General features: G+C 33.7%; 23 protein-coding genes, 1 rRNA gene and 1 pseudogene. 13 read left to right on the forward strand and 12 right to left on the reverse strand.

Features of this window, described 5'->3' with window-relative positions; all coding sequences use genetic code 11:
- Positions 1-135: 135 nt before the first annotated feature.
- Positions 136-243 (forward strand): 5S ribosomal RNA (gene rrf, locus NLM59_RS10160).
- 710 nt (positions 244-953) lie between these two features.
- Here rrf and NLM59_RS11880 read toward each other — a convergent pair.
- Positions 954-1,535, reverse strand: a pseudogene (locus tag NLM59_RS11880) (phosphoethanolamine transferase).
- Positions 1,536-1,666: 131 nt separating this feature from the next.
- Complete coding sequence (locus NLM59_RS11885; protein ID WP_369426794.1) at positions 1,667-1,849, reverse strand: sulfatase-like hydrolase/transferase; 183 nt, start codon at positions 1,847-1,849, stop codon at positions 1,667-1,669.
- A gap of 316 nt (positions 1,850-2,165) precedes the next feature.
- On the opposite strand from NLM59_RS11885, the gene NLM59_RS10170 reads away from it, so the two are divergent.
- The 3 genes from NLM59_RS10170 (at position 2,166) to NLM59_RS10180 (ending at position 6,000) form a co-directional block, all read left to right on the forward strand.
- On the forward strand, positions 2,166-3,101 hold the full coding sequence (locus tag NLM59_RS10170; RefSeq protein WP_304417674.1) for a T9SS type A sorting domain-containing protein: 936 nt from the start codon (positions 2,166-2,168) through the stop codon (positions 3,099-3,101).
- A gap of 199 nt (positions 3,102-3,300) precedes the next feature.
- On the forward strand, positions 3,301-4,587 hold the full coding sequence (eno, locus tag NLM59_RS10175; protein WP_304417675.1) for a phosphopyruvate hydratase: 1,287 nt from the start codon (positions 3,301-3,303) through the stop codon (positions 4,585-4,587).
- Positions 4,588-4,719: 132 nt separating this feature from the next.
- Positions 4,720-6,000: a citrate synthase gene (locus NLM59_RS10180; protein WP_304417676.1), complete on the forward strand. Its 1,281-nt coding sequence runs from the start codon at positions 4,720-4,722 to the stop codon at positions 5,998-6,000.
- A 74-nt stretch (positions 6,001-6,074) separates the two neighbouring features.
- On the opposite strand, the gene NLM59_RS10185 is transcribed toward NLM59_RS10180, so the two are convergent.
- Positions 6,075-6,278, reverse strand: coding sequence for a hypothetical protein (locus NLM59_RS10185; RefSeq protein ID WP_304417677.1), 204 nt, complete (start codon positions 6,276-6,278; stop codon positions 6,075-6,077).
- A 255-nt stretch (positions 6,279-6,533) separates the two neighbouring features.
- Between NLM59_RS10185 and NLM59_RS10190 the strand changes: the two genes are divergently transcribed.
- Entirely contained in the window at positions 6,534-7,448 is a 915-nt protein-coding gene (locus NLM59_RS10190) for a DMT family transporter (protein ID WP_304417678.1), read from the forward strand.
- On the opposite strand, the gene hemN is transcribed toward NLM59_RS10190, so the two are convergent.
- Together hemN and kdsA are read right to left on the reverse strand one after the other, a co-directional pair.
- Complete coding sequence (gene hemN / locus NLM59_RS10195) at positions 7,445-8,812, reverse strand: oxygen-independent coproporphyrinogen III oxidase (RefSeq protein ID WP_304417679.1); 1,368 nt, start codon at positions 8,810-8,812, stop codon at positions 7,445-7,447. The two genes, NLM59_RS10190 and hemN, sit on opposite strands and share 4 nt — an antisense overlap.
- A gap of 143 nt (positions 8,813-8,955) precedes the next feature.
- Positions 8,956-9,765, reverse strand: coding sequence for a 3-deoxy-8-phosphooctulonate synthase (gene kdsA, locus NLM59_RS10200; protein WP_304417680.1), 810 nt, complete (start codon positions 9,763-9,765; stop codon positions 8,956-8,958).
- 287 nt (positions 9,766-10,052) lie between these two features.
- Here kdsA and NLM59_RS10210 point away from each other — a divergent pair, with 287 nt between their 5' ends.
- Together NLM59_RS10210 and NLM59_RS10215 are read left to right on the forward strand one after the other, a co-directional pair.
- Complete coding sequence (locus NLM59_RS10210) at positions 10,053-11,159, forward strand: glycosyltransferase (protein ID WP_304417682.1); 1,107 nt, start codon at positions 10,053-10,055, stop codon at positions 11,157-11,159.
- Positions 11,152-12,270, forward strand: a complete 1,119-nt coding sequence (locus tag NLM59_RS10215) for a hypothetical protein (RefSeq protein WP_304417683.1) — start codon at positions 11,152-11,154, stop codon at positions 12,268-12,270. Before NLM59_RS10210 ends, NLM59_RS10215 begins: the two co-directional genes overlap by 8 nt.
- On the opposite strand, the gene NLM59_RS10220 is transcribed toward NLM59_RS10215, so the two are convergent.
- Both NLM59_RS10220 and rpmH read right to left on the reverse strand, forming a co-directional pair.
- Positions 12,267-12,968: a cell division ATP-binding protein FtsE gene (locus tag NLM59_RS10220; protein WP_304417684.1), complete on the reverse strand. Its 702-nt coding sequence runs from the start codon at positions 12,966-12,968 to the stop codon at positions 12,267-12,269. The two genes, NLM59_RS10215 and NLM59_RS10220, sit on opposite strands and share 4 nt — an antisense overlap.
- 80 nt (positions 12,969-13,048) lie before the next feature.
- A complete protein-coding gene (gene rpmH / locus NLM59_RS10225) occupies positions 13,049-13,204 on the reverse strand; it encodes a 50S ribosomal protein L34 (protein ID WP_304417685.1) in 156 nt (51 codons plus the stop codon).
- Between the two features lie 415 nt (positions 13,205-13,619).
- Here rpmH and gyrA point away from each other — a divergent pair, with 415 nt between their 5' ends.
- Together gyrA and NLM59_RS10235 are read left to right on the forward strand one after the other, a co-directional pair.
- Entirely contained in the window at positions 13,620-16,148 is a 2,529-nt protein-coding gene (gyrA, locus tag NLM59_RS10230; protein WP_304417686.1) for a DNA gyrase subunit A, read from the forward strand.
- A 1-nt stretch (position 16,149) separates the two neighbouring features.
- Positions 16,150-17,541 (forward strand): tetratricopeptide repeat protein, encoded by a 1,392-nt coding sequence (locus NLM59_RS10235; protein WP_304417687.1) that lies wholly within the window; start codon positions 16,150-16,152, stop codon positions 17,539-17,541.
- A 73-nt stretch (positions 17,542-17,614) separates the two neighbouring features.
- Here the strand turns inward: NLM59_RS10235 and NLM59_RS10240 are convergent, their stop codons facing one another.
- From NLM59_RS10240 to NLM59_RS10255, 4 genes are all read right to left on the reverse strand, one after another.
- Positions 17,615-18,259 (reverse strand): hypothetical protein, encoded by a 645-nt coding sequence (locus NLM59_RS10240; RefSeq protein WP_304417688.1) that lies wholly within the window; start codon positions 18,257-18,259, stop codon positions 17,615-17,617.
- Positions 18,260-18,326: 67 nt separating this feature from the next.
- Positions 18,327-19,229, reverse strand: coding sequence for a T9SS type A sorting domain-containing protein (locus NLM59_RS10245; RefSeq protein ID WP_304417689.1), 903 nt, complete (start codon positions 19,227-19,229; stop codon positions 18,327-18,329).
- Between the two features lie 10 nt (positions 19,230-19,239).
- Positions 19,240-19,407, reverse strand: coding sequence for a hypothetical protein (locus NLM59_RS10250; RefSeq protein ID WP_304417690.1), 168 nt, complete (start codon positions 19,405-19,407; stop codon positions 19,240-19,242).
- A gap of 93 nt (positions 19,408-19,500) precedes the next feature.
- Positions 19,501-20,085: an NUDIX hydrolase gene (locus NLM59_RS10255; RefSeq protein ID WP_304417691.1), complete on the reverse strand. Its 585-nt coding sequence runs from the start codon at positions 20,083-20,085 to the stop codon at positions 19,501-19,503.
- Between the two features lie 74 nt (positions 20,086-20,159).
- On the opposite strand from NLM59_RS10255, the gene NLM59_RS10260 reads away from it, so the two are divergent.
- Complete coding sequence (locus tag NLM59_RS10260) at positions 20,160-20,561, forward strand: hypothetical protein (RefSeq protein WP_304417692.1); 402 nt, start codon at positions 20,160-20,162, stop codon at positions 20,559-20,561.
- Between the two features lie 3 nt (positions 20,562-20,564).
- Here the strand turns inward: NLM59_RS10260 and NLM59_RS10265 are convergent, their stop codons facing one another.
- On the reverse strand, positions 20,565-21,071 hold the full coding sequence (locus tag NLM59_RS10265; protein WP_304417693.1) for a hypothetical protein: 507 nt from the start codon (positions 21,069-21,071) through the stop codon (positions 20,565-20,567).
- Between the two features lie 83 nt (positions 21,072-21,154).
- On the opposite strand from NLM59_RS10265, the gene NLM59_RS10270 reads away from it, so the two are divergent.
- The 3 genes from NLM59_RS10270 (at position 21,155) to serS (ending at position 25,677) form a co-directional block, all read left to right on the forward strand.
- Entirely contained in the window at positions 21,155-23,539 is a 2,385-nt protein-coding gene (locus NLM59_RS10270; protein WP_304417694.1) for a glycoside hydrolase family 31 protein, read from the forward strand.
- 45 nt (positions 23,540-23,584) lie between these two features.
- Positions 23,585-24,274 (forward strand): (d)CMP kinase, encoded by a 690-nt coding sequence (gene cmk, locus NLM59_RS10275; protein WP_304417695.1) that lies wholly within the window; start codon positions 23,585-23,587, stop codon positions 24,272-24,274.
- A gap of 140 nt (positions 24,275-24,414) precedes the next feature.
- Positions 24,415-25,677, forward strand: a complete 1,263-nt coding sequence (serS, locus tag NLM59_RS10280; RefSeq protein ID WP_304417696.1) for a serine--tRNA ligase — start codon at positions 24,415-24,417, stop codon at positions 25,675-25,677.
- The last annotated feature ends 103 nt before the right edge of the window (positions 25,678-25,780 follow it).

The raw sequence follows: 25,780 nt of genomic DNA on the forward strand, positions 1-25,780 counted from the left end.
ACTTGTATTTGTTTTTAACTATCAATATCATTTAACGATGAGTTGATACTTTGTACTAAAACTTCAGTATGTCATAACATATTTGATGGGAGAATTAAACGATTCATAGAGATTGTTTAACCTATCACAACAATTTAGGGTGATTATAGCGGCAGGGCTCACCTCTTCCCATTTCGAACAGAGAAGTTAAGCCTGCCAGCGCCGATGGTACTGCGAAAGCGGGAGAGTAGGTCGTCGCCAGTCTTTTATTTAAAGCCTCATACAGTAATGTATGAGGCTTTTTTTATACCCTTTTCTCAGTACTTGGTAGACAGTACTTGGAGATGTAGAATCTCTAAATAGATAGTAGAATGGACTTAATTGGTGATTGTAGTTGGTGTCTTGAACTAGGAACGGTAGAAAGTAGAAGGTAAAAAGTAGAAAGGATTGGCAGTCCAAATGGATGTGGCAGCACTTTTATCTATAATATCTAATTACCAATTACCAACTACTAATTAGCAAATACCAACTACTATTGAACTACCTTATATACTGGGGTTTCTACGAATAGTTCGCCGTATTGAAAGAGAACGCTTTTTGAGTAAGAATCCTTAAATAAGAATTTAGTCTCTGAGGATTGCATTAACTTTTCTCTGTTCAAGATTTCTGCATAATCTAATATATCTGTGATGACATACGTATGTTTTTTAATGAGACTACCTATTTTTTCTTTCGTCAGATTATCTTGAACAAGAATATGTGTCTTTTTTGGAACTTTGAGGGTCAAATTATGGCAATAGTTTCATCAAAATAAACCTATTTGTTAGCGATTTCAAAACAGCGTTCAAATTCAAAAAATTGTAATTATAACACTGATTTCTATTAGGAAACTTTAATCTTTTATTTTTATTATTTCCCGATCACTATTTAAAATATATCTTTCTTTTGGCTCTAGATACTCATCAGATGATAAGCTATGAATTTTTTTCATTCTTCGCATTGTCATAATCAATATTCGCCATATCTAAAATCGTATAGAAAGTAGAAGTCAATGTTGCTGCCTTATGTAAGTTTTCTTTCAATGCATTAATTTTATGGGGAAAATTGTTTTTATATTCATCTGAAAACCAGGTTATAAAAGGTATATGGTATTCATATTTTGTTGGGTTAACAGTACCATGTCCAAAGATTTTAAGCTTATTATCAAATAAATTTTCACCATGATCTGATAAATATAATAGCACAGCATTTTTATTTTTTATTTTCAGACTTTCAATTAATTGACTTAAAAAGAAATCTGTATATAACACAGAATTATCATAAGCATTAATTACCTTTTCTCTGTTTTCAAAGTTGAGTTCACTTTAACCATATTCATTCATTACAGGTTTGAAGACTTCAAATTCTTTAGGATATCTATTTGTATATCTAAAATGACTTCCTAAGGTATGAATTAGAATAAATTTTTTATTTGGTGTAGTTGATAAAGCCGACTTGAAATCTGGTAATATAGCACCATCATAATATTCTTTAACATTAACATCAAAGAAATTTATTTAGTTTTCATCTGCAACATTAATTAATCTTCGTGTTACAGGGTATGGACTATTTTGATTTGCAAAATAAGTAGTAAAATAACCTGCCTCCTTAAACGCATCGAGAATAGTTTTTTCTTTTTCTTGAATCGTTAAATCTTGAGGAGTTGCACGGGTAAGAATTGAAGGAATGGAATAGGTGGTAACAACTTAATTGAATACGTATTGGAGAACGATAATATATTTTTAGCATAGCTTAGATTTAGAGTTGTATTGCGTTCATATCCATTAATTTGAAAATTTGCATAACGGACAGTTTCACCTATTACTAACACAAAAATCTCTTCATCTTCTTTCTCGTTGTTGGATTTTGCATTAAAAGTGAAATGTTCTATTTGTTTTCTTAAAACTTTATTTTCTGTAAGTTATTAATTGTTTTATAAGTATTTATGATTAAATCAGTGGGATAAGTTTTTCGGTATTTTGATTCTGTATTAATTAAAGCCAACTCTAATTTATCAAATATTGATTTGTTATCAAATACTTGTATTTTATACAAATTGTTGGTAATGTAATTTAAACACTGGTTATTATTTATATTTTTATTAAATAAAGCGATGATTTCATAAATTGCATTTTCAACTTTAATAAATGAAAAAAGCACTACTTTTTATACTATTTCCGATCCTTTGTTTTGGGCAAGAGTTTTTGGACGATAATAATCAATGGGTTTATAAGCGACTTTCTATGAGCGATGTTTCTTATTTTCAATATACTTGGGGAGAGGAGACTATCATTAATAATCATATGCTTAAAGAATTGGAAGTAAGTCTAATTCGCTATGTGGGCGATCCATATGGAGGTGAACTCACCAGATTAGAAGATATAGCCTTGGATTCATATTTCATTAAGGTTGAAAATGGCTTGGTACAATACTATCATGAAGCTACAGATGAGTTTCATCCGATGTTCTTATTAAACCCAGAAATGGGCGAAGAGATTTCTATGATACATTCTGTGTTATTTCCTTGTGCCGACGAGGATTATCCCAGTCAAGAAGTTCAAACTGTTGAAACTTTAGCCACAGAGATGATTTCCAATACAGAAGTTGATTATTATACGCTGGTTAATCAGGAGTCATTATCGGTGGGAGAGAAGGTTTATAATCAAATAGGTGGTTCAATGAGTTTGTTTCCCATGCCATCGATGAATTGTGAATCTTGGGACAATAATCTATACATGCCAGAGAAAATAGTTTGTTTTTCTAATGATAATTTAAATTTAAATTTTTCTCCATCGGAACAAATTCCTTGCTCAGAATTATTGAACACATCTGAATTTGAGTTACAGCGAGACAATGAAATTCGTATTGTACCAAATCCTATTTTAAGTAATTTTAAAGTGGTTTCTACATTTGATGTAGAAGAAGCCATCAAAGTTTACACAATAAATGGTGAATATGCAGGTCAAGTTTTTCATCAAGAAAACCTCGTGAATTTTGAGAAATTTGCTCCAGGCGTTTATATTTTAAAATTAAAGCTAATAAATACGTCAAATTATAAGCAAGTGAAAGTCATAAAGAAGTAGTGGTTGGTATTTAGTATTTGGTAATTGGTTTGAAGCTTAGCGTTTGACCATTCATATATATGGTTGACACGATATCCACTTTAAATTCTTGATTTTTCACTTTCCAATTCATGATGAATGTTTTGTGCAGATCTTCATCTGTTTTACTTATTATTTTGTAAATTTGAAGCTTAACAGAAAAAACTAAAATACATACATAATGAGTATAATTTCAATGATTCATGCCCGTCAAATTTTAGATTCTAGAGGTAATCCTACAGTAGAAGTTGACGTTTGGACAGAAAACGGAATGATGGGTAGAGCTGCCGTTCCATCGGGAGCATCAACAGGTGTACACGAAGCTGTTGAATTACGCGATGCTGAGCCTGAGTTTATGGGCAAGGGTGTTCTTAAGGCGGTTGATAATGTAAATGAAGTTATTGCTCCAGAATTATTAGGAGTTTCAGTTTTTGAGCAAAACTGGATCGATATGCGCATGATCGAATTAGACGGTACTGAAAACAAATCTAAATTAGGAGCTAACGCAATTTTAGGTGTTTCTTTAGCTGTAGCTAAGGCAGCGGCTGCTGAATTAGACATGCCATTATATCGTTATGTAGGTGGTGTAAACGCAAATATTTTACCTGTTCCAATGATGAACATCATCAACGGAGGATCTCACTCTGATGCGCCGATTGCATTCCAAGAGTTTATGATTATGCCGGTAGAAGCAGTAAGTTTTTCTGATGCTTTAAGAAAAGGTGTAGAGATATTCCATCATTTAAAGAAAGTATTAAACGAAAGAGGTTTATCAACAGCTGTTGGTGACGAAGGTGGATTTGCTCCAGAAGTAGATGGAACAGAAGATGCATTAGATACGATTAGAAAAGCTGTAGAGAATGCTGGTTACAAATGGGGGACAGAAATTAAGATTGCCCTAGACTGTGCTGCTTCTGAATTCTATCAGGATGGAAAGTATAATTATACTATGTTTGAAGGAGAAACTGGAAAAATCAGATCTTCTGAAGAGCAAGTTGAGTACTTAGCCGAATTATGTGAGAAATATCCGATTATTTCAATTGAAGATGGAATGCATGAAGATGATTGGGACGGTTGGAAGAAATTAACTGAAAAGATAGGTGATAGAGTTCAATTAGTTGGTGATGATTTATTCGTAACTAATGTTGAGCGTTTAGGAAAAGGAATTGATGAAGGTATTGGGAATTCAATTTTAATTAAAGTAAACCAAATTGGTACTTTAACTGAAACTATTGATGCAGTGAGCATGGCTAAAAATGCCGGATATACAGCAGTTATGTCACACCGTTCTGGAGAGACAGAGGATTCTACTATTGCAGATTTGGCTGTAGCTTTAAATACAGGTCAAATTAAAACTGGATCAGCTTCTCGTTCAGATAGAATGGCGAAATACAATCAGTTGATTAGAATAGAAGAAATGTTAGGCGGAACAGCTGTTTTTCCAGGTGATGATACGTTCAACGTTTAATCTATAAGATTTATAGAAATCCATTTTACAATAAATAAATAAAACTGTTACTCAAATTAGTAATTTCAATGAATATTATATTTGAATAAGAGTTTTTAATCATAACTTTAAGGACTAAATTTAATTAATACAATGGCAGATACAGCAAAAGTAATTTATAAAGGTCAAGAATACGAATACCCAGTAGTAGAAGGAACTATGGGGGATATCGGAGTTGACATTAAACGCCTAAGAGGAGATAGTGGTTTAATTACCCTAGATCCAGGATACAAAAACACAGGTTCAACCGAGAGCGCAATCACTTTTTTAGATGGTGAGGAAGGTAAATTAATGTACCGTGGTTATCCAATCGAACAATTGGCAGAAAAGTCTTCTTTCGTTGAAGTAATGTATCTTTTGCTAGAAGGTGAATTACCAAATGAAACTGAATTAGCACGTTGGAAAAAAACTCTAAATGAGTATAATTTTGTACATGATAGAGTAGGGAAGATTTTGAATGCTTTCCCAAGTGAAGCTCACCCAATGGGAGTTTTAGCAACTTTAACTAGTGCTTTAACTGCATTTAATCCAAAAGCAGTTGACCCAAGTAAGGATGCAGATATGTATCATGCAGCAGCAAGACTAATTGCTAAGTTTGATATTTTAGCAGCATGGACTTACAGAAAGAAATATGATTTACCACTTATTGAGCCTAGCAATGATTTAGGTTATGTTGGTAATTTCTATCAAATGATGTTTAAGAAAGATGATTCATTTGAGGTTAACCAAACAATTGTAGACGCATTAGATAAGTTATTTATCTTACATGCTGATCATGAGCAAAACTGTTCGGCATCTGCGGTTAGATTAGTTGGTTCTTCTCACACGGGATTATTCTCTTCTATTTCTGCAGGTATTTCTGCATTATGGGGTCCATTACATGGTGGAGCTAACCAAGCCGTTATCGAGATGTTAGAAATGATCAAGAACGACGGTGGAGGAATGCAAAAATGGATTGATAAGGCTAAAGACAAAGATGACAACTTTAGATTAATGGGCTTCGGACACAGAGTTTACAAAAACATGGATCCAAGAGCTAGAATCATTAAGAAAGCTGCAGACGATGTATTAGGTCAATTAGGAATCGAAGACGAAGTATTAGACTTAGCTAGAACTTTAGAGGAAGTAGCATTAAAAGATGAGTACTTTATCGAAAGAAAACTATATCCAAACGTAGACTTCTACTCTGGAATTATCTATAGAGCTTTAGGAATTCCTAAAGAGATGTTTACGGTTATGTTTGCCCTTGGTCGTTTACCAGGTTGGATTGCTCAGTGGAAAGAAATGAGACAAACAAATCAACCAATTGGTCGTCCAAGACAAATCTACACTGGACACACCTTAAGAGATTATGTTGAAATGTCAGATAGATAATACTTGACTAACACGAATAAAAAAATTCCGGCTTCTGGCCGGAATTTTTTTATTTAAAATGTTTAAATTCTTTTTTAAACAAGAGATACTTTACATTCTTTACAATCTTTTACTTCACCAAAGTAAGTTTCTCTGTACTTGTGCAAAGTTTTGATTGGTACTCCAAAGATGGTTTGTTGAATACGTGTTACATTTGTACTTAACGCACCCATTTTTGGATGAAATCTAGCTTCTTGTTTTGTTCTTCTCTTAACCGATATCGGTTTTAAAATATTCATAACTTTTGATTATAGTACAAAACTATGCAAAGCTCGCTCCGTAAAATAGAGAAAGCTATAGGAATCTCTTATAGTTAATACGCTCTTATAGGTATTGTTTATTTGAAAATTCATTATCAAACTAATTCATTTCTAATGTTTTGCATTTTTGTAAGTTGATAACTTCCTAAGCGCTAGGGATTGATAAGCGATATTTGCGATTTCAATTTTGTTAAACTAACAATTTATAAGGTTCAAATCGTATATCTTTGTTGCATGTTTAAAACACAACTTAGGTTACATTTTATTGTGCTTCTTTGGGGATTCACAGGAATTATGGGTAAACTGATTAGTTTATCCGCATTGCCTATTGTGTTTTGGCGCACCTTTATTGCCATTTTGGCGATTGGTTTGGCTCTAAAAATCTTTAAAGTTCCATTTAAAGTTACAAAAACTCAACTTATCCAATATCTAGGAGTGGGAGCTGTTATGGGATTACATTGGATATTATTCTTTGGAGCCATCAAAGTTTCCAATGTCTCGGTCGCCTTAAGTACATTATCAACGGGTGCATTATTTGCAGCACTTATTGAACCCTTTTTCTATAAGCGGAAAATTAACATCTATGAAATAATACTTTCCCTTGTGGTGGTAGCATGTTTATGGTTAATCTTCCAAGCAAGCCCGGAGTATTGGCTAGGAATTGTTCTAGGCGTTACCTGTGCATCTTTGTCGGCTGCTATGACAGTGTTCAATGGAGTATTGCAGAAAAACAAAGATAATATGCCACGAAAAATGATGTTCTATGAAATGATAGGAGCATTTTTAGTGGTTTGTTTAATTTCTCCATTCTTCATGGATTCCATTTCAGATTTTAAAATGAATGGGAATGATTGGATTTGGATGCTGATTTTGGGAGCAGCTCTAACGGCTTACCCAATGATTGAATCTGTACAATTAATGAAATATATGAGTCCATATTCACTGGTTTTGGCCGTGAATATGGAACCCATTTATAGCATTGTGTTAGCTTATTTCATTTTTGGTGAATCCGAGCAAATGTCGGCTACTTTCTATATTGCAGCTTTCATAATGATTGCTGTGATTGTTGCGAATCAATTGATTCAAGTGCAACAAAAGAGAAGAGAACGTAAGAAACAAATTCAAGCTTTAAATGATAGCTTGAATTAAACAGTCATAGAGAATATTCTCGTTTCTGGTTTATTTCTTAGCATTCTTAAATCGAAGGTCATACAAATATTTCTCACGAAAATTCTTCCAGCTTCGGTTACGCTTAATTTATCGCCTTGCCATTCAAGTAAACCATCCGCTTCCATTTCCTCCAATCTTTCGCGTGTATCTTCTAATTCAATGAATTGAGTTTCCTCACTATCAAATGAAGTTTCTAAATTACACATTAAGTTCAAAATATGCTTTCTGATCTTTAAGTCTTCTTCGTTAAGAATATGACCTTTAACCACAGGAATTTCACCATTTGAAACCATTTCTTTGTATTCCTTAACGGTTTTCACATTTTGAGCAAAACTATACCAACTATCAGAAATAGCTGACATTCCAAGACCAATCATCACTTGTGTTTTTGATGAAGAATAACCCATAAAGTTTCTGTGCATGGTTCCCTCAACAGCAGATTTATATAATGAATCTGATTTTAAAGCAAAATGGTCCATTCCGATTTCTACGTAGCCCATGTCCTCAAACATTTCCTTACCAACTTCGTAAAGTTCGCGTTTTTTCTCTGGGGTAGGTAAGTCATCTTCATTAAATCCTCTTTGTCCAACACCTTTAATCCACGGCACATGCGCATAACTATAAAAAGCAATTCTATCTGGATTTAAAGATCTTGTTTTTTCAATTGTATCTTTCATAGCTCTCAAATCCTGGTGAGGTAAACCAAAGATGATATCATGAGAAACACTTTCAAAACCAATTTCACGAGAGATTTCAGTTGCCTCTTTTACATTTTCATAAGGCTGAATACGATTAATTGCCTTTTGAACTTTTGGATCATAATCTTGAACTCCAAAACTAATTCTTCTAAACCCTAAATCATATAGTACTTGTAAGTGTTCTCTTGTCGTACTATTAGGATGACCTTCGATCGAAAACTCAGGTTCATCAGCAATAATAGCTTTAGCGAATATGCTTTCTAAGATAATCTTTAAGTTTTCTGGAGAGAAGAAAGTCGGAGTTCCACCTCCAATGTGTAATTCCTTAATGATAGGTTTGTCTTGCAACAGGTCTAAATATAAATCCCATTCTTGTAATAAAGTTTTGATGTAACCTTCTTCCACAGAATGTTGAACGGTAATATGTTTATGACAAGCACAAAACGTACATAAACTATCACAGAAAGGTAAATGTAAGTAAAGAGAAATTCCTTCTTCTTGGTTAGATTCATCAAAAGATCTTTTTAATGTCTCTTTCCATTTTTCTACTGAAAAAGAAGATTGATCCCAATATGGAACCGTAGGATAACTAGTATATCTAGGTCCTGGGATATTATATTTATGTAATAAATGCTTATTTAACATGATATGTATTTTAGTTTTCTAAAAATCAAAAACTGACATTTAGAAGTATATTTTAATTGTCCAAGTTGATAATGAACTCAGAATGAATGCAAAATTAAGAAATAATCACACCACGTTTCAGTTAATGGATATGATATAAACTACTATTTAATAGCTTCTCTAATTCTTATTAATTTTTTCAATAAATCTTCCATTTTGCTCAAATCTAACATGTTGGCACCATCAGACTTAGCATTTTTTGGATCTGGATGAGTTTCAATAAATAATCCATCAGCTCCAACAGCAATAGCAGCTTTGGCAATGGTTTCAATTAAAGCTGGTTTTCCTCCCGTTACACCACTGCTTTGATTCGGTTGCTGTAATGAATGCGTAACATCCATAATCACTGGTGCAAACTGTTGCATTGTAGAAATTCCACGGAAGTCAACGACTAAATCTTGATAACCAAAGGTGGTTCCTCTTTCGATGATCGCTACATTTGAATTGCCAGATTCTGTTACTTTTTCTACCGGGAATTGCATGCTTTCAGGAGAAAGAAATTGTCCCTTTTTTAAGGTTACTGCCTTTCCAGTTTTAGCAGCCGCAACTACCAAAGCTGTTTGACGGACCAAAAATGCAGGAATTTGCAATACATCTACATAAGCCGCTGCCATTTCTGCATCACTTGATTCATGTATATCGGTTGTAACCGGAACATTGAATTCTTCTTTAATATTGGCTAATATGTTTAATGCTTTTTCATCTCCAATTCCAGTGAAACTGTCTATTCTAGAGCGGTTAGCTTTACGGAATGAACCTTTAAAAATGAAAGGAATCTTATATTTATCTGTTAATTCAACTAATTTCTCAGCAATTAATCTAGTTGTTTCTTCGCTTTCAATAGCGCATGGACCTGCGATTAAAAAGAAATTTCCGCTGTCCAAATTTTTAATGTGTGGCAATGACTCTATCATTCTGCAAAGTTACGGAATGATAGAGAATATATTAGAATTCATTACTTTTGAAACTGATATAAGATTATGGAAAATTATGTAGAAATTATAGGCTATAGTGCCTCGGCCTTTATTATGGGAAGTTTCTTGATATTTAATAATATTAAGTTACTAAGAATAATCAATGGTATAGGTTGTTTACTATTTGTTGTATACGGTTATTTTATTGATAGTTGGCCGATTATTATTCCAAATGTATTTATCTTCTTAGTACAGATTTACTACTTATTTATCCATAAAGATAAATCGTGAGGAATAAAGTCATTGCCTTGGTTTCCAATAATATTGCAACCGATCAGAGACTGATTAAGGTAGGAAGTACTTTAGTGAACAATGGCTTTGACTTTCATTTGGTTGGGACAAATCATAGAGGTGCTCCCAATTTAGATCATATTCCATTCAAGACTTCAAGGACAAATATTTTCTTTCAGAAGAATTTTTTGTTTTATGCTGAATTGCAATTAAGGTTGTTGCTAGCTTTAATTAAAATGCCAAAAAATGAATCTATTTTAGTGGCAAATGATTTAGATACACTGATTCCGGCAAGTATTATTTCTAAACTTTACCGAGTTCCGTTAGTGGTTGATTTTCATGAAATTTTCTCTGAAATGCCAACGTTGAAAGAAGGTTCAATTCAAAAAAGAGTCTGGAAATTCATAGAAGCTAAATTAGTTCCAGGATTAAAGCATAGCTATACGGTTAGTAACTCTTATGCTAATTGGTTTAACGAAAGTTATGGAATAGAACCTGAAATCATTAAAAATGTTCCCAAGCAGCAAGTAGCTCCAAAACACTCCGAAACTTCTAATCAAAAAGTCATACTCTATCAAGGTGCGATCAATTTTTCTCGTGGAATTGATAAAATGATTTTGACGATGAAGTTTTTAGACCAAGTTCAACTTTGGATTATTGGTGATGGGCCTTTAATAGAGGAATATAAAACTTTAGCGAAAGAAAGTGGAGTAGAAGATAAGGTTCGGTTTTTTGGGAAAATAACTCCAGCTGAATTGAAAGAAATTACACCTAAAGCAGATTTAGGTTTAAGTTTAGAAGAAGATAATGGTTTGAGTTACCGCTATGCTCTGCCTAACAAGGTTTTTGATTACATTCAAGCACGAATTCCTATGTTGGGGAGCTGTGATCTACCTGAAATTAAAGACGTAATTCAACACTACCAAATCGGTGATGTAATTGAGAATCATAATCCAGAACATATAGCGTCAAAGATTAAGTCGACGTTAAAGCATGATAAACAGAACTTTTTAGCCAATCTAGAGTTAGCTTCAAAAGAATTAAACTGGGAAAATCAGGAGGAGGAATTAGTCAATATTTTCAAAAAGGCTGCGAATGCGTAAATCCTTACATATCGTTAGCTTTGATTTTCCACATCCTCCAGTTTATGGGGGAATTATCGATGTATTTTATAAGATAAAATCTTTGCATCAACTTGGTGTAAAGGTTCACTTGCATTATTTCGCTGAAAAAGAAATGCAGTCTGAGGAGTTGTCTTCAATTTGTGAAAGCGTTCATTTTTATCCAAAATCATCTCCGGTTTCAACGGAAATATTTTCTAAACTTCCTTTGAGGATGTTATCCCGCAGGAATAAACAGCTCATTCAGAATTTAGCTCAAAATGATTTTCCTATTTTATATGAAGGCTTGCATACGAGTCATTCAGCTCTAACTTCTGAACTTAAAGATCATAAAAAATTCCTTCGTTGTCATAATGCTGAAGCAGAATATGCTGCTGAACTAGCTAAAACGGAGAAGAATTTTATCAAGAAAAATATTTTTAAAGTAGAGGAGAAAAGAACTCAAGAGTTTGAAAGGAATTTAATTCAATTCGATGGATTGTTAGTTTTATCAGAAGAGGATAGAGCCTACTTCCAGCAATCCAATGATAATATTAAAATTGCTCCTATTTTTCATGCACATGAAAAAGTTGAAGTTTTAGAAGGAATAGGAGATTATGTTTTATTCCATGGAAATCTTTCTGTAAATGAAAATTTAGCAACTGCCGAATGGATTTCAAATGAGTTGTCTTCTTTATTACCTAAAATTAAGTTTAAAATCGCTGGGAAAAGCTTGGATTCAAGTTTAGAAAGTAAGTTGAAAAAGGATAATGTTGAATGCGTTTTAAATCCTTCCACTTCAGAAATGAAAGAATTAATACAGGGAGCACAGATAGTTTTATTAAAAACATCTGTTCCTTCTGGTGTTAAATTAAAACTAATAGATTCTCTTGCCTACGCACGACACATTATTTCTGACAATAATTCTGTCCAGAAATCTCAACTGAGTTCATATGTTTCAATAGCTAATACAACCGATGAATATATTCTTAAAATTCAGGAATTAAAACATCAGCCTACTTCAGAGCATGAAGTAGATCAAAGAAATAAATTATTCAAAGATGCATTAAACAATCAGTTAAATGCAACTAAAATTATTCAGGAAATTTATTAAATATTTGCGAATAGAGATTGAGATTCAGCCACTAAAACTTTTCCGTTTTCACATCTAAAAGTCTTCGCTGGGAATCTTCTAATCATGCTATAATCATGGGTTGCCATTAAAACAGCCATGTTATTCTCCTCAGACAATCTTTTGATAAGATTCATAATCTCGATCGAAGTCTCTGGATCCAAGTTCCCCGTAGGCTCATCCGCAAGAATCAGTTGAGGTTGATTCAATAATGCACGCGCAACTGCAATACGTTGTTGCTCTCCACCAGAAAGTTGATGAGGCATTTTGTGTTTTTTGGTAGCCATATTCACATCTTCCAAAACTTGGTCAATACGATGTGTTATTTCTGACTTGTTCTTCCATCCAGTAGCACGAAGAACGAACTCTAGGTTCTTTTCAATCGTTCTGTCTGTCAATAATTGGAAATCTTGGAATACGATTCCTAGTTTTCTTCTTAAATGAGGAATTTTTGAAGTGCTTAAATTCTCCAAATCTATGCCCGCTACTTGACCTGTTCCATTTTGTAATGGAAGATCACCGTATAAAATTTTAAGCAAACTACTCTTACCACTACCTGTTTTACCAATCAAGTAGGCGAATTCACCAGCTTGCATTTCGAAATCAACATTGTTTAAGACCAAGAAATTTCTTTGGTAAACATCGGCATCGCGTAAGGATATAATAGGAGTGTTGGGCATATCAAAGTTTTTTCAAAAGTAAATAAAAAAAGCTCGAAAGTAAACTTTCAAGCTAAATTTATGTGTGTTTTAAGGAGAAATTAACGCTTTGCGCGTACAGAACTTACAGAAAGGCTTTTTCTTCCTTTTCTTCTTCTTGCTTTCAACACTCTACGACCATTCTTAGTCGCCATTCTCTCGCGGAATCCGTGTTTGTTTCTCTTCTTTCTATTACTTGGTTGGAATGTTCTTTTCATCGCTAATCACTTTATAATCAAATCTTTCTTCCGATTCGGGGTGCAAATATAAAACTTCTTTTTAATCTAAAAAATTAAACACCAAAATTTTTTACTTATTTCCTAGCTTTTATGGTCTAAAACCTAGGTTATAATACTTTGGTGATTTTAGAACGGCAAATGTAATTAAAATCTTTCTGATAGGAAAGTTTAAAGCACTTAAAAGTTGTAAAAATAAATAAAAACTATGCTTTAAGATTTCTAAATCAGTGAATTTAAGCCTAAAACCAAATTTTAATTTTTGAATTAGTGTACTAAAAACAATAATGTCTAGAATTATCAACAAAATTCTCTCTTTTGTTGAAAACTACCTATATATGTATAGCCTAAAAGATGCTCAAAAGTTGTATTTTAGCACATTAGTAAAAAAAGATATATGACAGAAGGAGAAAAGTTAATTCCTATCAATATTGAGGATGAAATGAAGTCCGCTTATATCGACTATTCCATGTCGGTAATTGTTTCAAGAGCACTTCCAGATGTTAGAGATGGTTTGAAGCCAGTTCACCGTCGAGTTTTATATGGAATGGACGATCTTGGGGTCTATTCTAATAAAGCGCACAAGAAGTCTGCACGTATTGTGGGAGAGGTTTTAGGTAAATATCACCCACATGGTGATTCTTCCGTTTATGATACCATGGTTCGTATGGCTCAGCACTGGTCTATGCGCTACATGATGGTAGATGGACAGGGTAACTTTGGTTCCGTTGATGGTGACTCGCCAGCAGCGATGCGTTATACAGAGGCTCGTATGCAGAAGATATCTGAGGATATGTTGAAGGATATTGACAAGGATACAGTTGATTTTAGACTTAACTTTGATGATACCTTAGAAGAGCCAACCGTTCTTCCTACACGTGTTCCTAACCTATTGGTAAATGGAGCTTCGGGTATTGCGGTAGGTATGGCAACCAACATGGCGCCACACAACCTTTCTGAAGTTATCGACGGAATTCATGCCTATATTGATGATCATGATATTAGCATAGAAGGTTTAATGGAGCATATTAAAGCTCCGGATTTCCCAACTGGTGGAGTTATCTACGGATATTCTGGAGTGAAAGAAGCCTTCGAAACCGGTAGAGGTCGTGTGATGATGCGTGCCAAAACTGTCATGGAGGAAGTGCAGGGTAGAGAATGTATCGTGGTTACTGAGATCCCATATTTAGTAAACAAGGCCAATATGATTGCGGCTACTGCTGAATTGGTGAAGGATGGTAAAATCGAAGGAATTTCTGAAATTAGAGACGAATCGGATAGAAACGGTATGCGAATCGTTTATGTTCTTAAAAACGATGCAATCCCGAATATTGTGCTTAATTTATTGTTTAAGTATACTCAATTACAAACATCTTTCAGTATAAATAACATTGCCTTGGTGAATGGTAGACCAGAGCAGTTAAACTTAAAAGATTTAATCAAGCACTTCGTTGATCACAGACACGAAGTTGTATTAAGAAGAACTGAATTCGAACTTAAGAAAGCAAAAGACAAAGCGCATATCTTAGAGGGTTACATGAAAGTAATCGCTACTGAAGATTCTTTGGATAGAGCTATTCATATCATTCGTAATTCATCTAACCCTGCCGAAGCTAAGCAAGGCTTAATGGATGAATTCGAGCTTACAGAGGTTCAGTCTCAAGCTATTCTAGACATGAGATTAGCAAAGCTTACAGGAATGGAGCTTGACAAAATCCGCGAAGAGTATGAGGAGATCATGAAAGAAATCCAATACTTAGAAAGCGTTTTAGCTGATGTGACTTTAAGATTTGAAATTATTAAAGAAGAATTAGCTGAGATTAAAGAGAAATACGGCGACGAAAGACGTTCTGAAATTAACTACGCAGGTGGTGAAATGAGCATCGAAGATATCATTCCTGATGATAAAATGGTGGTTACAATTTCTCACTTAGGATATATTAAACGAACTTCTTTATCAGAGTATAGAGCTCAAACAAGAGGTGGAGTAGGAAATAGAGGTGCAACTTCTAGAGATGGCGACTTTATGGAATATATGGTAGCTGCTTCTAATCACCAGTATATGTTGTTCTTTACCGAAAGAGGCCAGTGTTATTGGTTGAGAGTATTTGAGATTCCAGAAGGATCTAAAACTTCAAAAGGCCGTGCAATTCAGAACTTGATTAGTTTAGAGCCAGGCGATAAGATTAGAGCTTACATTAGAACTCATGACTTAATGGATGAGGAATATGTTAAGGATAATTACATCGTAATGGTGACTAAAAACGGTCAAATTAAGAAGACTCTTTTAGAAGCTTATTCTCGTCCACGTGTGAATGGAATTAGAGCTATTTCTATTAGAGAGGGAGATGAATTGCTAGAAGCAAAACTAACCAACGGAGATAGTCAAATCATGATTGCATCTAAACATGGTAAAGCAATTCGATTTGATGAAGAGCTTGTGAGACCAATGGGTAGAACGGCTGCTGGGGTTAGAGGAATCAATATTTCAGAAGATGATGAAGTTATTGGAATGGTTGTTGTTTCTGATATCGAAAATGATACCATTTTAGTAGTTTCTGAGAAGGGTTATGGTAAGCGTACCGATGTAGAAGAGTATCGTCAAACCAATCGTGGAGGTAAAGGTGTTAAGACCTTAAACATTACAGAAAAAACCGGTTATGTAATAGCCATTAAGAATGTAGTGGACGAAAACGATTTGATGATTATTAACAAATCTGGTGTTGCTATTAGAACTTCTGTTTCAGAATTACGCGTAATGGGTCGTGCAACCCAAGGTGTGAGATTAATTAACCTTAAGAAAGGTGATGAAATCGCAGCAGTTGCAAAAGTTGAAATCGATGAGGACGAAGATTTAAAAGACGAAATCATGGAGGACAACGAAGAGTTAAACAACGATCAAATTATCAATAACGAAGAAGAATAATATGAAGAAAATAATTTTAAGTTTATCGACTGCAGTATTAGCGATAAGTTTACAAGCACAACAAGTGGAGATGGAAGCAACCAAATCTGCTTATAAGGCTAAAAATTATTCAGAAGCAGTTCAACAAGCTCACAAAGCTGAAGAATTACTTAAGTCAAATTACACTATTGAGCCTAAAGATTTAGCTGAGTTTTATTTAAACGCAGCAAATTCTGCTAAGGCATCTGGAGATATGATTGCGGCGGCTGAGTTTTACGCAAAACTTGGTAAGCTAGAGTCTATGCCTATCTTTAGAGCTAAAAATAAGGAAACCAAAAATTGGGAATATTTCTTAAACCAAAAAGAGGCAGAGTCTGTAACTTCTGCTGGAAATTATGGTGGAGTGAGAGAGTTTCCTTTTAATGGGAATTACATGAATGAGATTAGAGTTGAATTAGCAGATGAAGCTAATAAATCTGCAGATGCTGCTAATAAAGCTTTCTCAGCTCAGGATTATGAAATAGCTGGTAAGGAATTTTTGAAAGCTTACTATCTTTCTAATGCTGTAGGAAGCAAGAATGAATTGTTTAAATACTATGCCGGAATTGCAGTATTGCAAACTGATCAAAAGAAAAACGCAGCAATAATCTTGCAAGAATTAATAGATAGTGGATTTACAGGTGTTCAGCAGAATTTCTATGCTAAAGATAAGGATACGGGTAGAAAAGTCGAATTTTCTTCTAAGCAAGAAATGGATGCCCAAGTTAAATTAGGTTTATTTACTGATCCGGAGGTAGAGACAATTGATGTAGAGGAAGATCTTTTTAGTTATACTACGTATGCTTGGTATTCTTCAGAAAATTGGGATAAGGCTTACGCAGTCCTTAAAAAAGGGTTGGAAAAATACCCGGATAATAAATCTATGAGTGATTTAATGTCAGTTGTTTATACCAATTCAGGTAAGAAAAGTGAACTTGTATCTAATCTTCAAAAAAAGGTAAATAATGGCACTGCGACATCGAATGATTACTATAATTTAGCGGTTATATTGGATAATGATACGCACTTGGAAGAGGTTGTTAAAAATTATAAGAAAGCAATTGAATTGAATCCAGAGTTTGGTGATGCTTATATGAATTTATCTTATGCCATTATGACTCCTGCTAAGAATTATGTAGAAGTGATGAATAATAATCAAGGTAGCTCATCAGCGGAGAAAAAGCTTTATTTTGAAAATGAATCAAAATTAAAAGATTTATATCTTGAAGCTTTACCTTATTTAGAAAAAGCATATGAGTTGAAATCTAAAGATATTCGAATTGCAAGAGAGCTTTACGAAATGTATAAAGGTCTGAATATGGATGATAAATTTTTTGAGTTTAAGAAGATTTTAGAAAATAATTCTAGAAAATAAAACTTAGATTCAATTGATAATAATGAAACCTCATAAAATTTAATTTTTATGAGGTTTTCTTTTAGAAAATTATTTATTTGGAATCTGCTGCAGTAATATGTTCTCTGAAAAACTGTTCGGGTTTTTCTAAGTTTCTTCTTTTGTTTGGAATAATATCTGTATAGAATTCAGAGCCTGTTAATCTTATCGTTTCCCAATTATGCTGTTTTAGTAGTTTAAGGTTTTCATCATGTATGTATTGAAAATTTTTATCATTTTGCTGTTCTTTAGAAATGGGTAAAAATGAAACTCGAGAATTTTTACCACATTCGGTATTTCCAACTTGGGAAAAAGCTATGACTTCTCCATTAGATAATAGTACCTCCAATTTAGAGGAAAATTCTGAAAAGCATCCGATGTCTCCGGTATAGGAAAAATTGAAAAATGTTAAATTATCAATGCGGTATAAATTACCACTTAACCTATAATTTGAATTATCCTTTCCGAAATATATCCACTGTTCTGTTATTATTTTTTTTGATTTAGTGAATTTATCGATTTCAGCTTTTGCCTCAACAGTGGTATTTATTGTCTTAATCGACTTAGTAGTATTAGTTTTTTCCCAAGTGCCGTTCTCGAATAGGATAACTTCATCACCATTTTCACTAATAGCTTTAATTTGTGAATATGCATTGCTTGAGAATATAATAAGTAAAATGATTAAAGTATAATTTTTCATAAAAGAAATTTAATGGAAAAAGCGACTGAATTTTCAGTCGCTTTGTATAAATTATGAGTTTAATTAATTATCTAATTAGGATAAACTTCTCATTAATCAATTCTTTTCCATTGTCATCTACTACTTTGATGTAGTAATTTCCTGGACTTAGATTGTTTAAGTTTAAAGACTTGATGTTTTGAGCATCTCCTAAATTCATTTTAGACTGAATTAAATTGTTTCCAGCTATATCATAAACCGATACTTGTCCCATTCCGCTCAACTTAGAATTAAGTGCAATGCTAATTTGTCTATCGGTTACTTTAGTAGGATATATACTAAAGAATGCATTCGAAGCTACAGAAGTGGAAGCATCTTGTAAGAAATAAGGACTCGCCATATCATATAATGGTGTACTAGATTTAGTATCTACTCTTTTTGCTTTTAGGCTATTGAAATCTAAAGTATAGAAACCTTTTCCTTGAGCATTAGATAATAAAACTTCTCCATTCGACATTACTGCAGAACCATTAGTAGTAAATCCTTTTTCAAGACCTTCAATGCTACCGATTAATTCAGCTTTCATATCCTTTGGATTAATCTTAACCACTTGAGAGTAAGCAGAAATTAAATAAAGATTTCCTGCATTATCAGCAATTAAATCACCTCCATAGAATTTATATTGATCTAGTTTTAAATCAGAATTTAATGCACCCAAATCTTTCACAGAATAACCGCTAGAGATAGGTGTAATTTCTAAAAGTTGTGTTGAACCATTATTCAAAGCATATGACTTACCATTAGGAAGCGTAGCCATTCTAGAAAATTGTTCTGCTATTTGGCATTTAGAATTTGCTTTTCCTGTCGCATAAACTCTTTTGCTTTCTCCTGTTTGTAAATTATAGGTATAAATATCTGGTGAAAACATACCAATCATAATCAAATTTTGATTCTTGGTATCATAAGACATTCCGACAACTTGATCTGGCATTTCAGAATTTTTATTGACAATCAATCACCTTGTCATTTTCTCCTTTTAAATCAATAAATCTAAAATCCTTGAATGCTATTGCTTTTACGTTTTCTCCACTGACAGCAATAATGTCACTTTGTGCAAGTCCAGAACCTAATCCGAAAACCACAAGGGCAGTTAGTAAAGTTTTTTTCATAATAGTTTATTTTAAGTGTTTAAAACAAATATAATGAATAATTAAACCATTACCTAAAATTTTAATTTACTTGATAAATTTGAAGTATCTAGATTAAATATATGGCTCTAAAAGAGATAAAATATTAGCATATGTATTTTTGAGTGGTTTCTCCCAATCTTTTTCTGGAATCCATTTGATGTCAGAAATGCCTTCTTCTGTTTGCGGTTTTAAAGTTTCATTGCCATCATACTCCATTTCAAACCAGTAAGTTACTTTTAGAATGTATTCTTTGTGAAAATACATATGATAGGTGTCTGATAATCTTTTGGTAATCTTTAAGTTAGAGATTCCGCATTCCTCCTCAACTTCGCGCTTGGCTGTTTCTTCTATAGACTCGCCCGCTTCCATTTTACCTTTGGGTAAATCCCAATTACCTAATCTATAAATCCACAGGAGATCTTTGTCTTGGTTAAAAACGACACCTCCTGCAGCTTGAATCTGTGTAAATTCATTTTTAAATTTTTCCCACGTACTTTCGATATCGAGAGAATAAATGTTTACGCTATCACAATTGTGGTTAAGTAAGTCGATAGCTTGATGAAAGACACTTGAATTTATAAAAGGTAGATTCCGCTCAGCATCAGTCGTTTTCGCGCCTATGGTTAAAGGTTTATTATTCACAAAAACTTTGTACATTTGGAATTGTTTATTCAAACTTACAGTATTTTTAAGTTTTTAACATAATCGAATCCAAATTATTAAATTAGCATATGAATTTTCAAAGTAGAAAAGTAAGCCTAGATCAATCTCAACAACAAGCATTTGATCATTTAAAAGAAATGTCAAATTATGAGAAATTAATGCCAGAAGAATCTGAATTTAGCGTACACGAAAGCGGTGAAGGCTTTTCAGTTCAGTTAAAGGGTTTGCCAAAAGTAGGTCTCAAATTAAAGGAAATTCAAGAGCCTGATTTTATTTTATTTACCTCGCCTTCAGATAACTTCAACTATGAAATGAAAGTTAATGTAGCGTCAACCGGAGATAATGCATCTGAAGTTTTTATTGACTTCAATGGAAAATTTAACCCAATGATTGCTATGATGGCAAAGAAACCGTTGACGAAATTAATCGAAACGATTGCTGATAATTTAGAAACAAAAGGTATTTCTTAAATCTTATTGGGTGTCTGGTAACAAGTTCGCTGCCCAACTTTGGTCTAGAGGCTGTTGCCAATTATCCCAAAAATCAGATAAATTCGAAACACTGTTGTTGAATACAACGGTGTTTTTTGTTAATTCACCGTTTTTAACTTTCTTCTTAAAGTCAAATAACTTTTCGGTTTTCATTTGGTCATCTTCTAAATAAGTTACCAACATTCTGTTAGTGAAAGAAGCGCCGATTTTTTCCTCTATTAACTTAATGTATCGAGTTAGTGAATCGATAGAACAACCTGAAGCTGCTGCTGGAGATTCGTCCACCGCTATTACTAAAAACTGGTCAAAAATCCATTCATAACCACCCTTTAACGCATTTCCATGCGCATTCCATTGTGGCATGAATTGGTCCATATGAGTTTTAACGACTTTGGTTTCCGCTTCATCTAACTTTCTTTCGGCCATAAAAACCCATAGCCTAGACTCGGCTGGGTAGTCTCTAAAATAACTTTGAACGAGTGTAATCATAGATTTATTAATATTGAGTAAATTTACGAATTAATCTCTGCATTTAGTCAATTTTGACTATATAATGATAGAATTGTCCTTATATGAAAGCATTTATTTATATCCTAGCTTTATTAACTACAACTTCCATTTTAGGTCAAAATCCCAATCGGATTTTTAAAGATTTCAAGCAAAAGAATCATTATTATCTAGTTGAGGTAAATGATGGTACGTACGAAATTGAATTTTTGACGGATCAAATGGTGCAAACGAGTTTTATCCCAAAAGGAGAAAACTTTAACAGAGAATCTCATGCTGTTGTAATCGGTTTAAAGGAGATAGCTATAGAAGATTATGAGGATGATAAGAATATTAAAATTTCAACTAATGACTTAAAGGTTAAAATTCAAAAATCACCTTTTCAAATATCTTATTACAATAATGATAAATTAATCATTTCAGAAAAGGAGGGGTATAGAAAAGATTCTCTTGAGAATATTCAATTTAATCTTAAACCTCACGAAATTCTATATGGTGGAGGAGCAAGAGCGCTTGGAATGAATCGTCGTGGTCATAAACTAGAGTTGTACAATCGAGCGCATTATGGCTATGAAACCCATTCAGAATTGATGAATTATACCATGCCGATTGTAGTTTCATCTGATCGCTATATGATTCATTTCGATAATGCACCTATCGGATTTTTGGACTTAGATAGTAAGGGAAATAACACTTTGGAATATCAAACTATATCGGGTAGAAAGACTTATCAAGTAATTGTAGGTAATGATTGGGATGGATTGATTGCAAATTATACAGAATTAACTGGCCGTCAGCCGATGTTGCCACGTTGGGCTTTGGGTAACTTCTCAAGTCGATTTGGATATCATTCTCAGGAGGAAGTTACGAAAACGATTCAGAAATTCAGGGATGAAGAAATTCCAGTGGACGCGGTTATTTTAGATTTATACTGGTTTGGAAAGGAGGTAAAAGGAACCATGGGGAACTTAAAGTTTGATGTGGATTCATTCCCTAAGCCTAAGAAAATGATTCAAGATTTAAGAAAAAATAATGTCGAAACTATCTTAATTACTGAACCATTTGTTTTAACCACATCAGATCGTTGGAACGAAGCCGTAAAAGAAAATATTTTAGCAAAAGACTCTTTAGGAAATCCTTATACTTATGATTTCTTCTTTGGAAATACGGGTTTAATAGATATCTATTCAAAAGAAGGTTATAATTGGTTTTCTAATGTTTATAAAGATTTAATTAATTTGGGAGTAACCGGTATGTGGGGTGACTTAGGAGAGCCTGAAGTCCATCCTTCTGGATTAATTCACGCTACGGGTACAGCAGATGAGGTTCATAATATTTATGGTCATGATTGGGCGAGATTGGTTCAATCGGCTTATGCAGATGTTAAACCGCAAGATCGACCATTTATTTTGATGCGTGCAGCCTATTCAGGTTCGCAACGAAACGGCATTGTTCCATGGACGGGAGATGTGAATAGAACTTGGGGAGGATTACAATCTCAACCAGAAATTGCTCTACAAATGGGAATGCAAGGAATTGGTTATATGCACAGTGATTTAGGAGGATTTGCTGGCGCCAATTTAGATGATGAATTGTATGTAAGATGGTTGCAGTATGGTGTGTTTCAACCGATTTATCGTCCACATGCACAAGAAGAAGTAGCTAGTGAACCTGTATTTAGAAGTGAAAGGGCTAAGAATTTGTCGCGTGAAGCTATTAATTTACGTTATCAAATGTTACCCTATAACTACAATTTAGTTTTTGAAAATTATAAAACTGGAAAACCCTTAATGCGCCCCTTGTTTTTTGAAGAATCAGACAATACTGATTTAATGACTTATAGCGACGCTTACTTTTGGGGTGACGATTTTGTGATTGCACCGGTTTTAAAACCAGCTGAAAAAACTAAAAGGATATATTTACCAAAAACCGCGAATTGGGTTGATTTTTATTCTAAGAAAAAATACGAAGGCGGAAAAGAATATGATATTAAATTGAAAGAGAATCATATTCCAACATTTGTTCGTTCAGGAGCGATTATTCCAATGGCGCCTAAAATGCAATCGACCAAAGAATACAAAGGAAATGAGTTTATAGTAAATTACTATTTTGATGATGAGGTTCAATGGTCGTCGGCACATGTATATAATGACAATGGCTTATTGGCTGATGCATATGAAAAGAAGGCGTATGAAACCTTGGTTTTTGCTGTGGAAAATCAAGGCGAGGAAATCGTATTGAAATTAGAAAGAGATTGGGATGGGGATTATAAAAAAGAAGAAAAAAGTATCACTTGGAAGATTTATAACTTAACCCAAAAACCTAAATCATTAAAAATAGAAGATAAAAACTATCCTATTCATTGGAATAAAAAATCGAAAGTATTGCAAATTGAAACCAAGTGGAATACTGCGAACAGCAAAACAATTCGAATTCAATTCGAGGATTAATCTTGATTTAAAGCCTAATCATTTATATTTGTAGAAACTAAATTTATGACACCTAAAGTAATCGCCATAGACGGACATTCATCAACCGGGAAAAGCTCGCTTTCTAAAAAAGTAGCTTCAGCTCTGGGTTTTATTCATGTGGATACAGGCGCTATGTATAGAGCGGTTGCTTGGTATGCATTAGATAAAAAATTGTTGTCTTCCGAAGGTGAACTTTTAGTCGATAAATTAGTGGATTCACTAGACGATATTAATTTAAAATTTGAATTAAATCCAAATTCGGGAAATCGAGAGATTCATCTAAATGGTCAAAACATAGAAGGAGAAATACGCTCGATGGAAGTGGCGAATTTGGTGAGCACCGTGGCAAAAATTCCCGAAATCCGTGAACACTTAGTGAAACTTCAACGTCAAATGGCTAATGAGGTGGGAATTGTGATGGACGGAAGGGATATTGGGAGCGTAGTATTCCCAGATGCACCCGTTAAAATATTTCTGACAGCCAGTGCAAAAGTTCGTGCACAACGAAGATATGATGAATTAAAATCCAACGGTGTTGAAATTACTTTTGATGAGGTAGAAGAAAACATCAACAGTCGTGATACAATTGATACACAACGATCCGCTTCGCCATTAGTAAAAGCCGAAGATGCGGTAGAGGTGAATAATGATCACATGAATCAAGAGGAGACGCTGCAAACTGTCTTAAAAATTATCAAAGAAAAAGGAATTTAATATTCACTATTTGGTGTGTGGTTTTTTTAACTTTTACAACATAAAAATTTAGGTTGATCTACCTAGATTTTATATCTTTCATAGAATTTAATAAATACAAGCAAAAGCCTTAGTTTTGCAAACTATCAAAATCCATTTATATGTTATTGGTTACAGACATTAGAGAAAACAAAGAACGAATTATTGAGGGGCTAAAAAAGAGAAATATCGAGGACTTATCTGTCTTAGATAAAATTCTTGAAGCAGACGATAATCGTAAAAAAACTCAATTTGAATTAGACAACATTTTAGCTGAATCAAATCAATTGTCCAAGCAAATTGGAGAGTTATTCAAAACCGGAAAGGCAGCTGAGGCTAATGAGTTAAAAGAGCAAACATCTTCTCTAAAAGAAAAATCAAAAAAACTTCAAGAGGATTTAAATAATTATAAGGACGAATTAGAAGCATACTTATTCCAAATTCCTAACGCATTACACGAATCTGTTGTAGCTGGAAAAGGAGAGGAAGATAATGTTTTGGTTTCTACGCATGGCGAGGTGGAAGAAAAAGAAGGTTTGCCACACTGGGAATTAGCTTCTAAATACGACATAATCGATTTTGAATTAGGAACTAAAATCACCGGTGCTGGTTTTCCAGTTTATAAAGGAAAAGGAGCGAGATTACAGCGCGCTTTGATTAACTACTTCTTAGATAAAAATACAGCCGCAGGATATAAAGAAATTTTACCTCCATTGATGGTGAATGAAGCTTCTGCTCGTGGTACAGGTCAGTTGCCAGACAAGGAAGCTCAGATGTATGAAATTCCTTTAGATGGATTCTATATGATACCAACCTCTGAGGTGCCAGTAACCAACATCTATCGCGATGTTTTGATGGAAGAAAAAGATCTTCCAGTTATGATGACAGCTTTCTCTCCATGTTTTAGAAGAGAAGCGGGTTCTTATGGTAAGGACGTGCGCGGGTTGAATAGATTACACCAATTCGATAAAGTTGAAATCGTTAGAATAGAGAAGCCAGAGAATTCATATGCAGCTTTAGAAGCCATGAAAAATCAGGTAGCGACTATTTTAGAAGATTTAGGTTTAACTTATAGAATCTTGCACTTATGTGGAGGAGATACAGGTTTTGCATCTGCTTCAACTTTTGATTTCGAGGTTTGGTCACCAGCTCAGCACAGATGGTTAGAGGTGAGTTCTGTTTCTAATTTTGAGACTTTCCAAGCTAATCGTTTGAAATTAAGATATAAAGGAGAAAAAGGAACAGAATTTTGTCATACCTTAAATGGAAGTTCTTTGGCATTGCCTCGTGTCCTTGCTTCTATACTAGAACATTATCAAGTAGAAGATGGAATTGAGATTCCTGAAGTTTTACATGCGTATACAGGATTTACTAAAATTAGCTAAGAACAATAAATAGAAGGCAACTTTTAGTGATTTCGTTCGTCTAAAGAGCAGTCATAAGTTGTTTAGGCTTAATAAATTTAATCTTGTCAAAATAGACTTGAAT

The sequence above is a fragment of the Profundicola chukchiensis genome (genome assembly GCF_029664245.1).
GTDB classification, from domain to species: domain Bacteria; phylum Bacteroidota; class Bacteroidia; order Flavobacteriales; family Weeksellaceae; genus Profundicola; species Profundicola chukchiensis.

Bases quoted from the DNA above. Each gene is read 5' to 3' on its own strand.
- NLM59_RS10170 (WP_304417674.1), top strand. From the start codon at position 2,166: ATGAAAAAAGCACTACTTTTTATACTATTTCCGATCCTTTGTTTTGGG.
- eno (WP_304417675.1), top strand. From the start codon at position 3,301: ATGAGTATAATTTCAATGATTCATGCCCGTCAAATTTTAGATTCTAGA.
- NLM59_RS10180 (WP_304417676.1), top strand. From the start codon at position 4,720: ATGGCAGATACAGCAAAAGTAATTTATAAAGGTCAAGAATACGAATAC.
- NLM59_RS10185 (WP_304417677.1), bottom strand. From the start codon at position 6,278: ATGAATATTTTAAAACCGATATCGGTTAAGAGAAGAACAAAACAAGAA.
- NLM59_RS10190 (WP_304417678.1), top strand. From the start codon at position 6,534: ATGTTTAAAACACAACTTAGGTTACATTTTATTGTGCTTCTTTGGGGA.
- hemN (WP_304417679.1), bottom strand. From the start codon at position 8,812: ATGTTAAATAAGCATTTATTACATAAATATAATATCCCAGGACCTAGA.
- kdsA (WP_304417680.1), bottom strand. From the start codon at position 9,765: ATGATAGAGTCATTGCCACACATTAAAAATTTGGACAGCGGAAATTTC.
- NLM59_RS10215 (WP_304417683.1), top strand. From the start codon at position 11,152: ATGCGTAAATCCTTACATATCGTTAGCTTTGATTTTCCACATCCTCCA.
- NLM59_RS10220 (WP_304417684.1), bottom strand. From the start codon at position 12,968: ATGCCCAACACTCCTATTATATCCTTACGCGATGCCGATGTTTACCAA.
- rpmH (WP_304417685.1), bottom strand. From the start codon at position 13,204: ATGAAAAGAACATTCCAACCAAGTAATAGAAAGAAGAGAAACAAACAC.
- gyrA (WP_304417686.1), top strand. From the start codon at position 13,620: ATGACAGAAGGAGAAAAGTTAATTCCTATCAATATTGAGGATGAAATG.
- NLM59_RS10235 (WP_304417687.1), top strand. From the start codon at position 16,150: ATGAAGAAAATAATTTTAAGTTTATCGACTGCAGTATTAGCGATAAGT.
- NLM59_RS10240 (WP_304417688.1), bottom strand. From the start codon at position 18,259: ATGAAAAATTATACTTTAATCATTTTACTTATTATATTCTCAAGCAAT.
- NLM59_RS10245 (WP_304417689.1), bottom strand. From the start codon at position 19,229: ATGCCAGATCAAGTTGTCGGAATGTCTTATGATACCAAGAATCAAAAT.
- NLM59_RS10250 (WP_304417690.1), bottom strand. From the start codon at position 19,407: ATGAAAAAAACTTTACTAACTGCCCTTGTGGTTTTCGGATTAGGTTCT.
- NLM59_RS10255 (WP_304417691.1), bottom strand. From the start codon at position 20,085: ATGTACAAAGTTTTTGTGAATAATAAACCTTTAACCATAGGCGCGAAA.
- NLM59_RS10260 (WP_304417692.1), top strand. From the start codon at position 20,160: ATGAATTTTCAAAGTAGAAAAGTAAGCCTAGATCAATCTCAACAACAA.
- NLM59_RS10265 (WP_304417693.1), bottom strand. From the start codon at position 21,071: ATGATTACACTCGTTCAAAGTTATTTTAGAGACTACCCAGCCGAGTCT.
- NLM59_RS10270 (WP_304417694.1), top strand. From the start codon at position 21,155: ATGAAAGCATTTATTTATATCCTAGCTTTATTAACTACAACTTCCATT.
- cmk (WP_304417695.1), top strand. From the start codon at position 23,585: ATGACACCTAAAGTAATCGCCATAGACGGACATTCATCAACCGGGAAA.
- serS (WP_304417696.1), top strand. From the start codon at position 24,415: ATGTTATTGGTTACAGACATTAGAGAAAACAAAGAACGAATTATTGAG.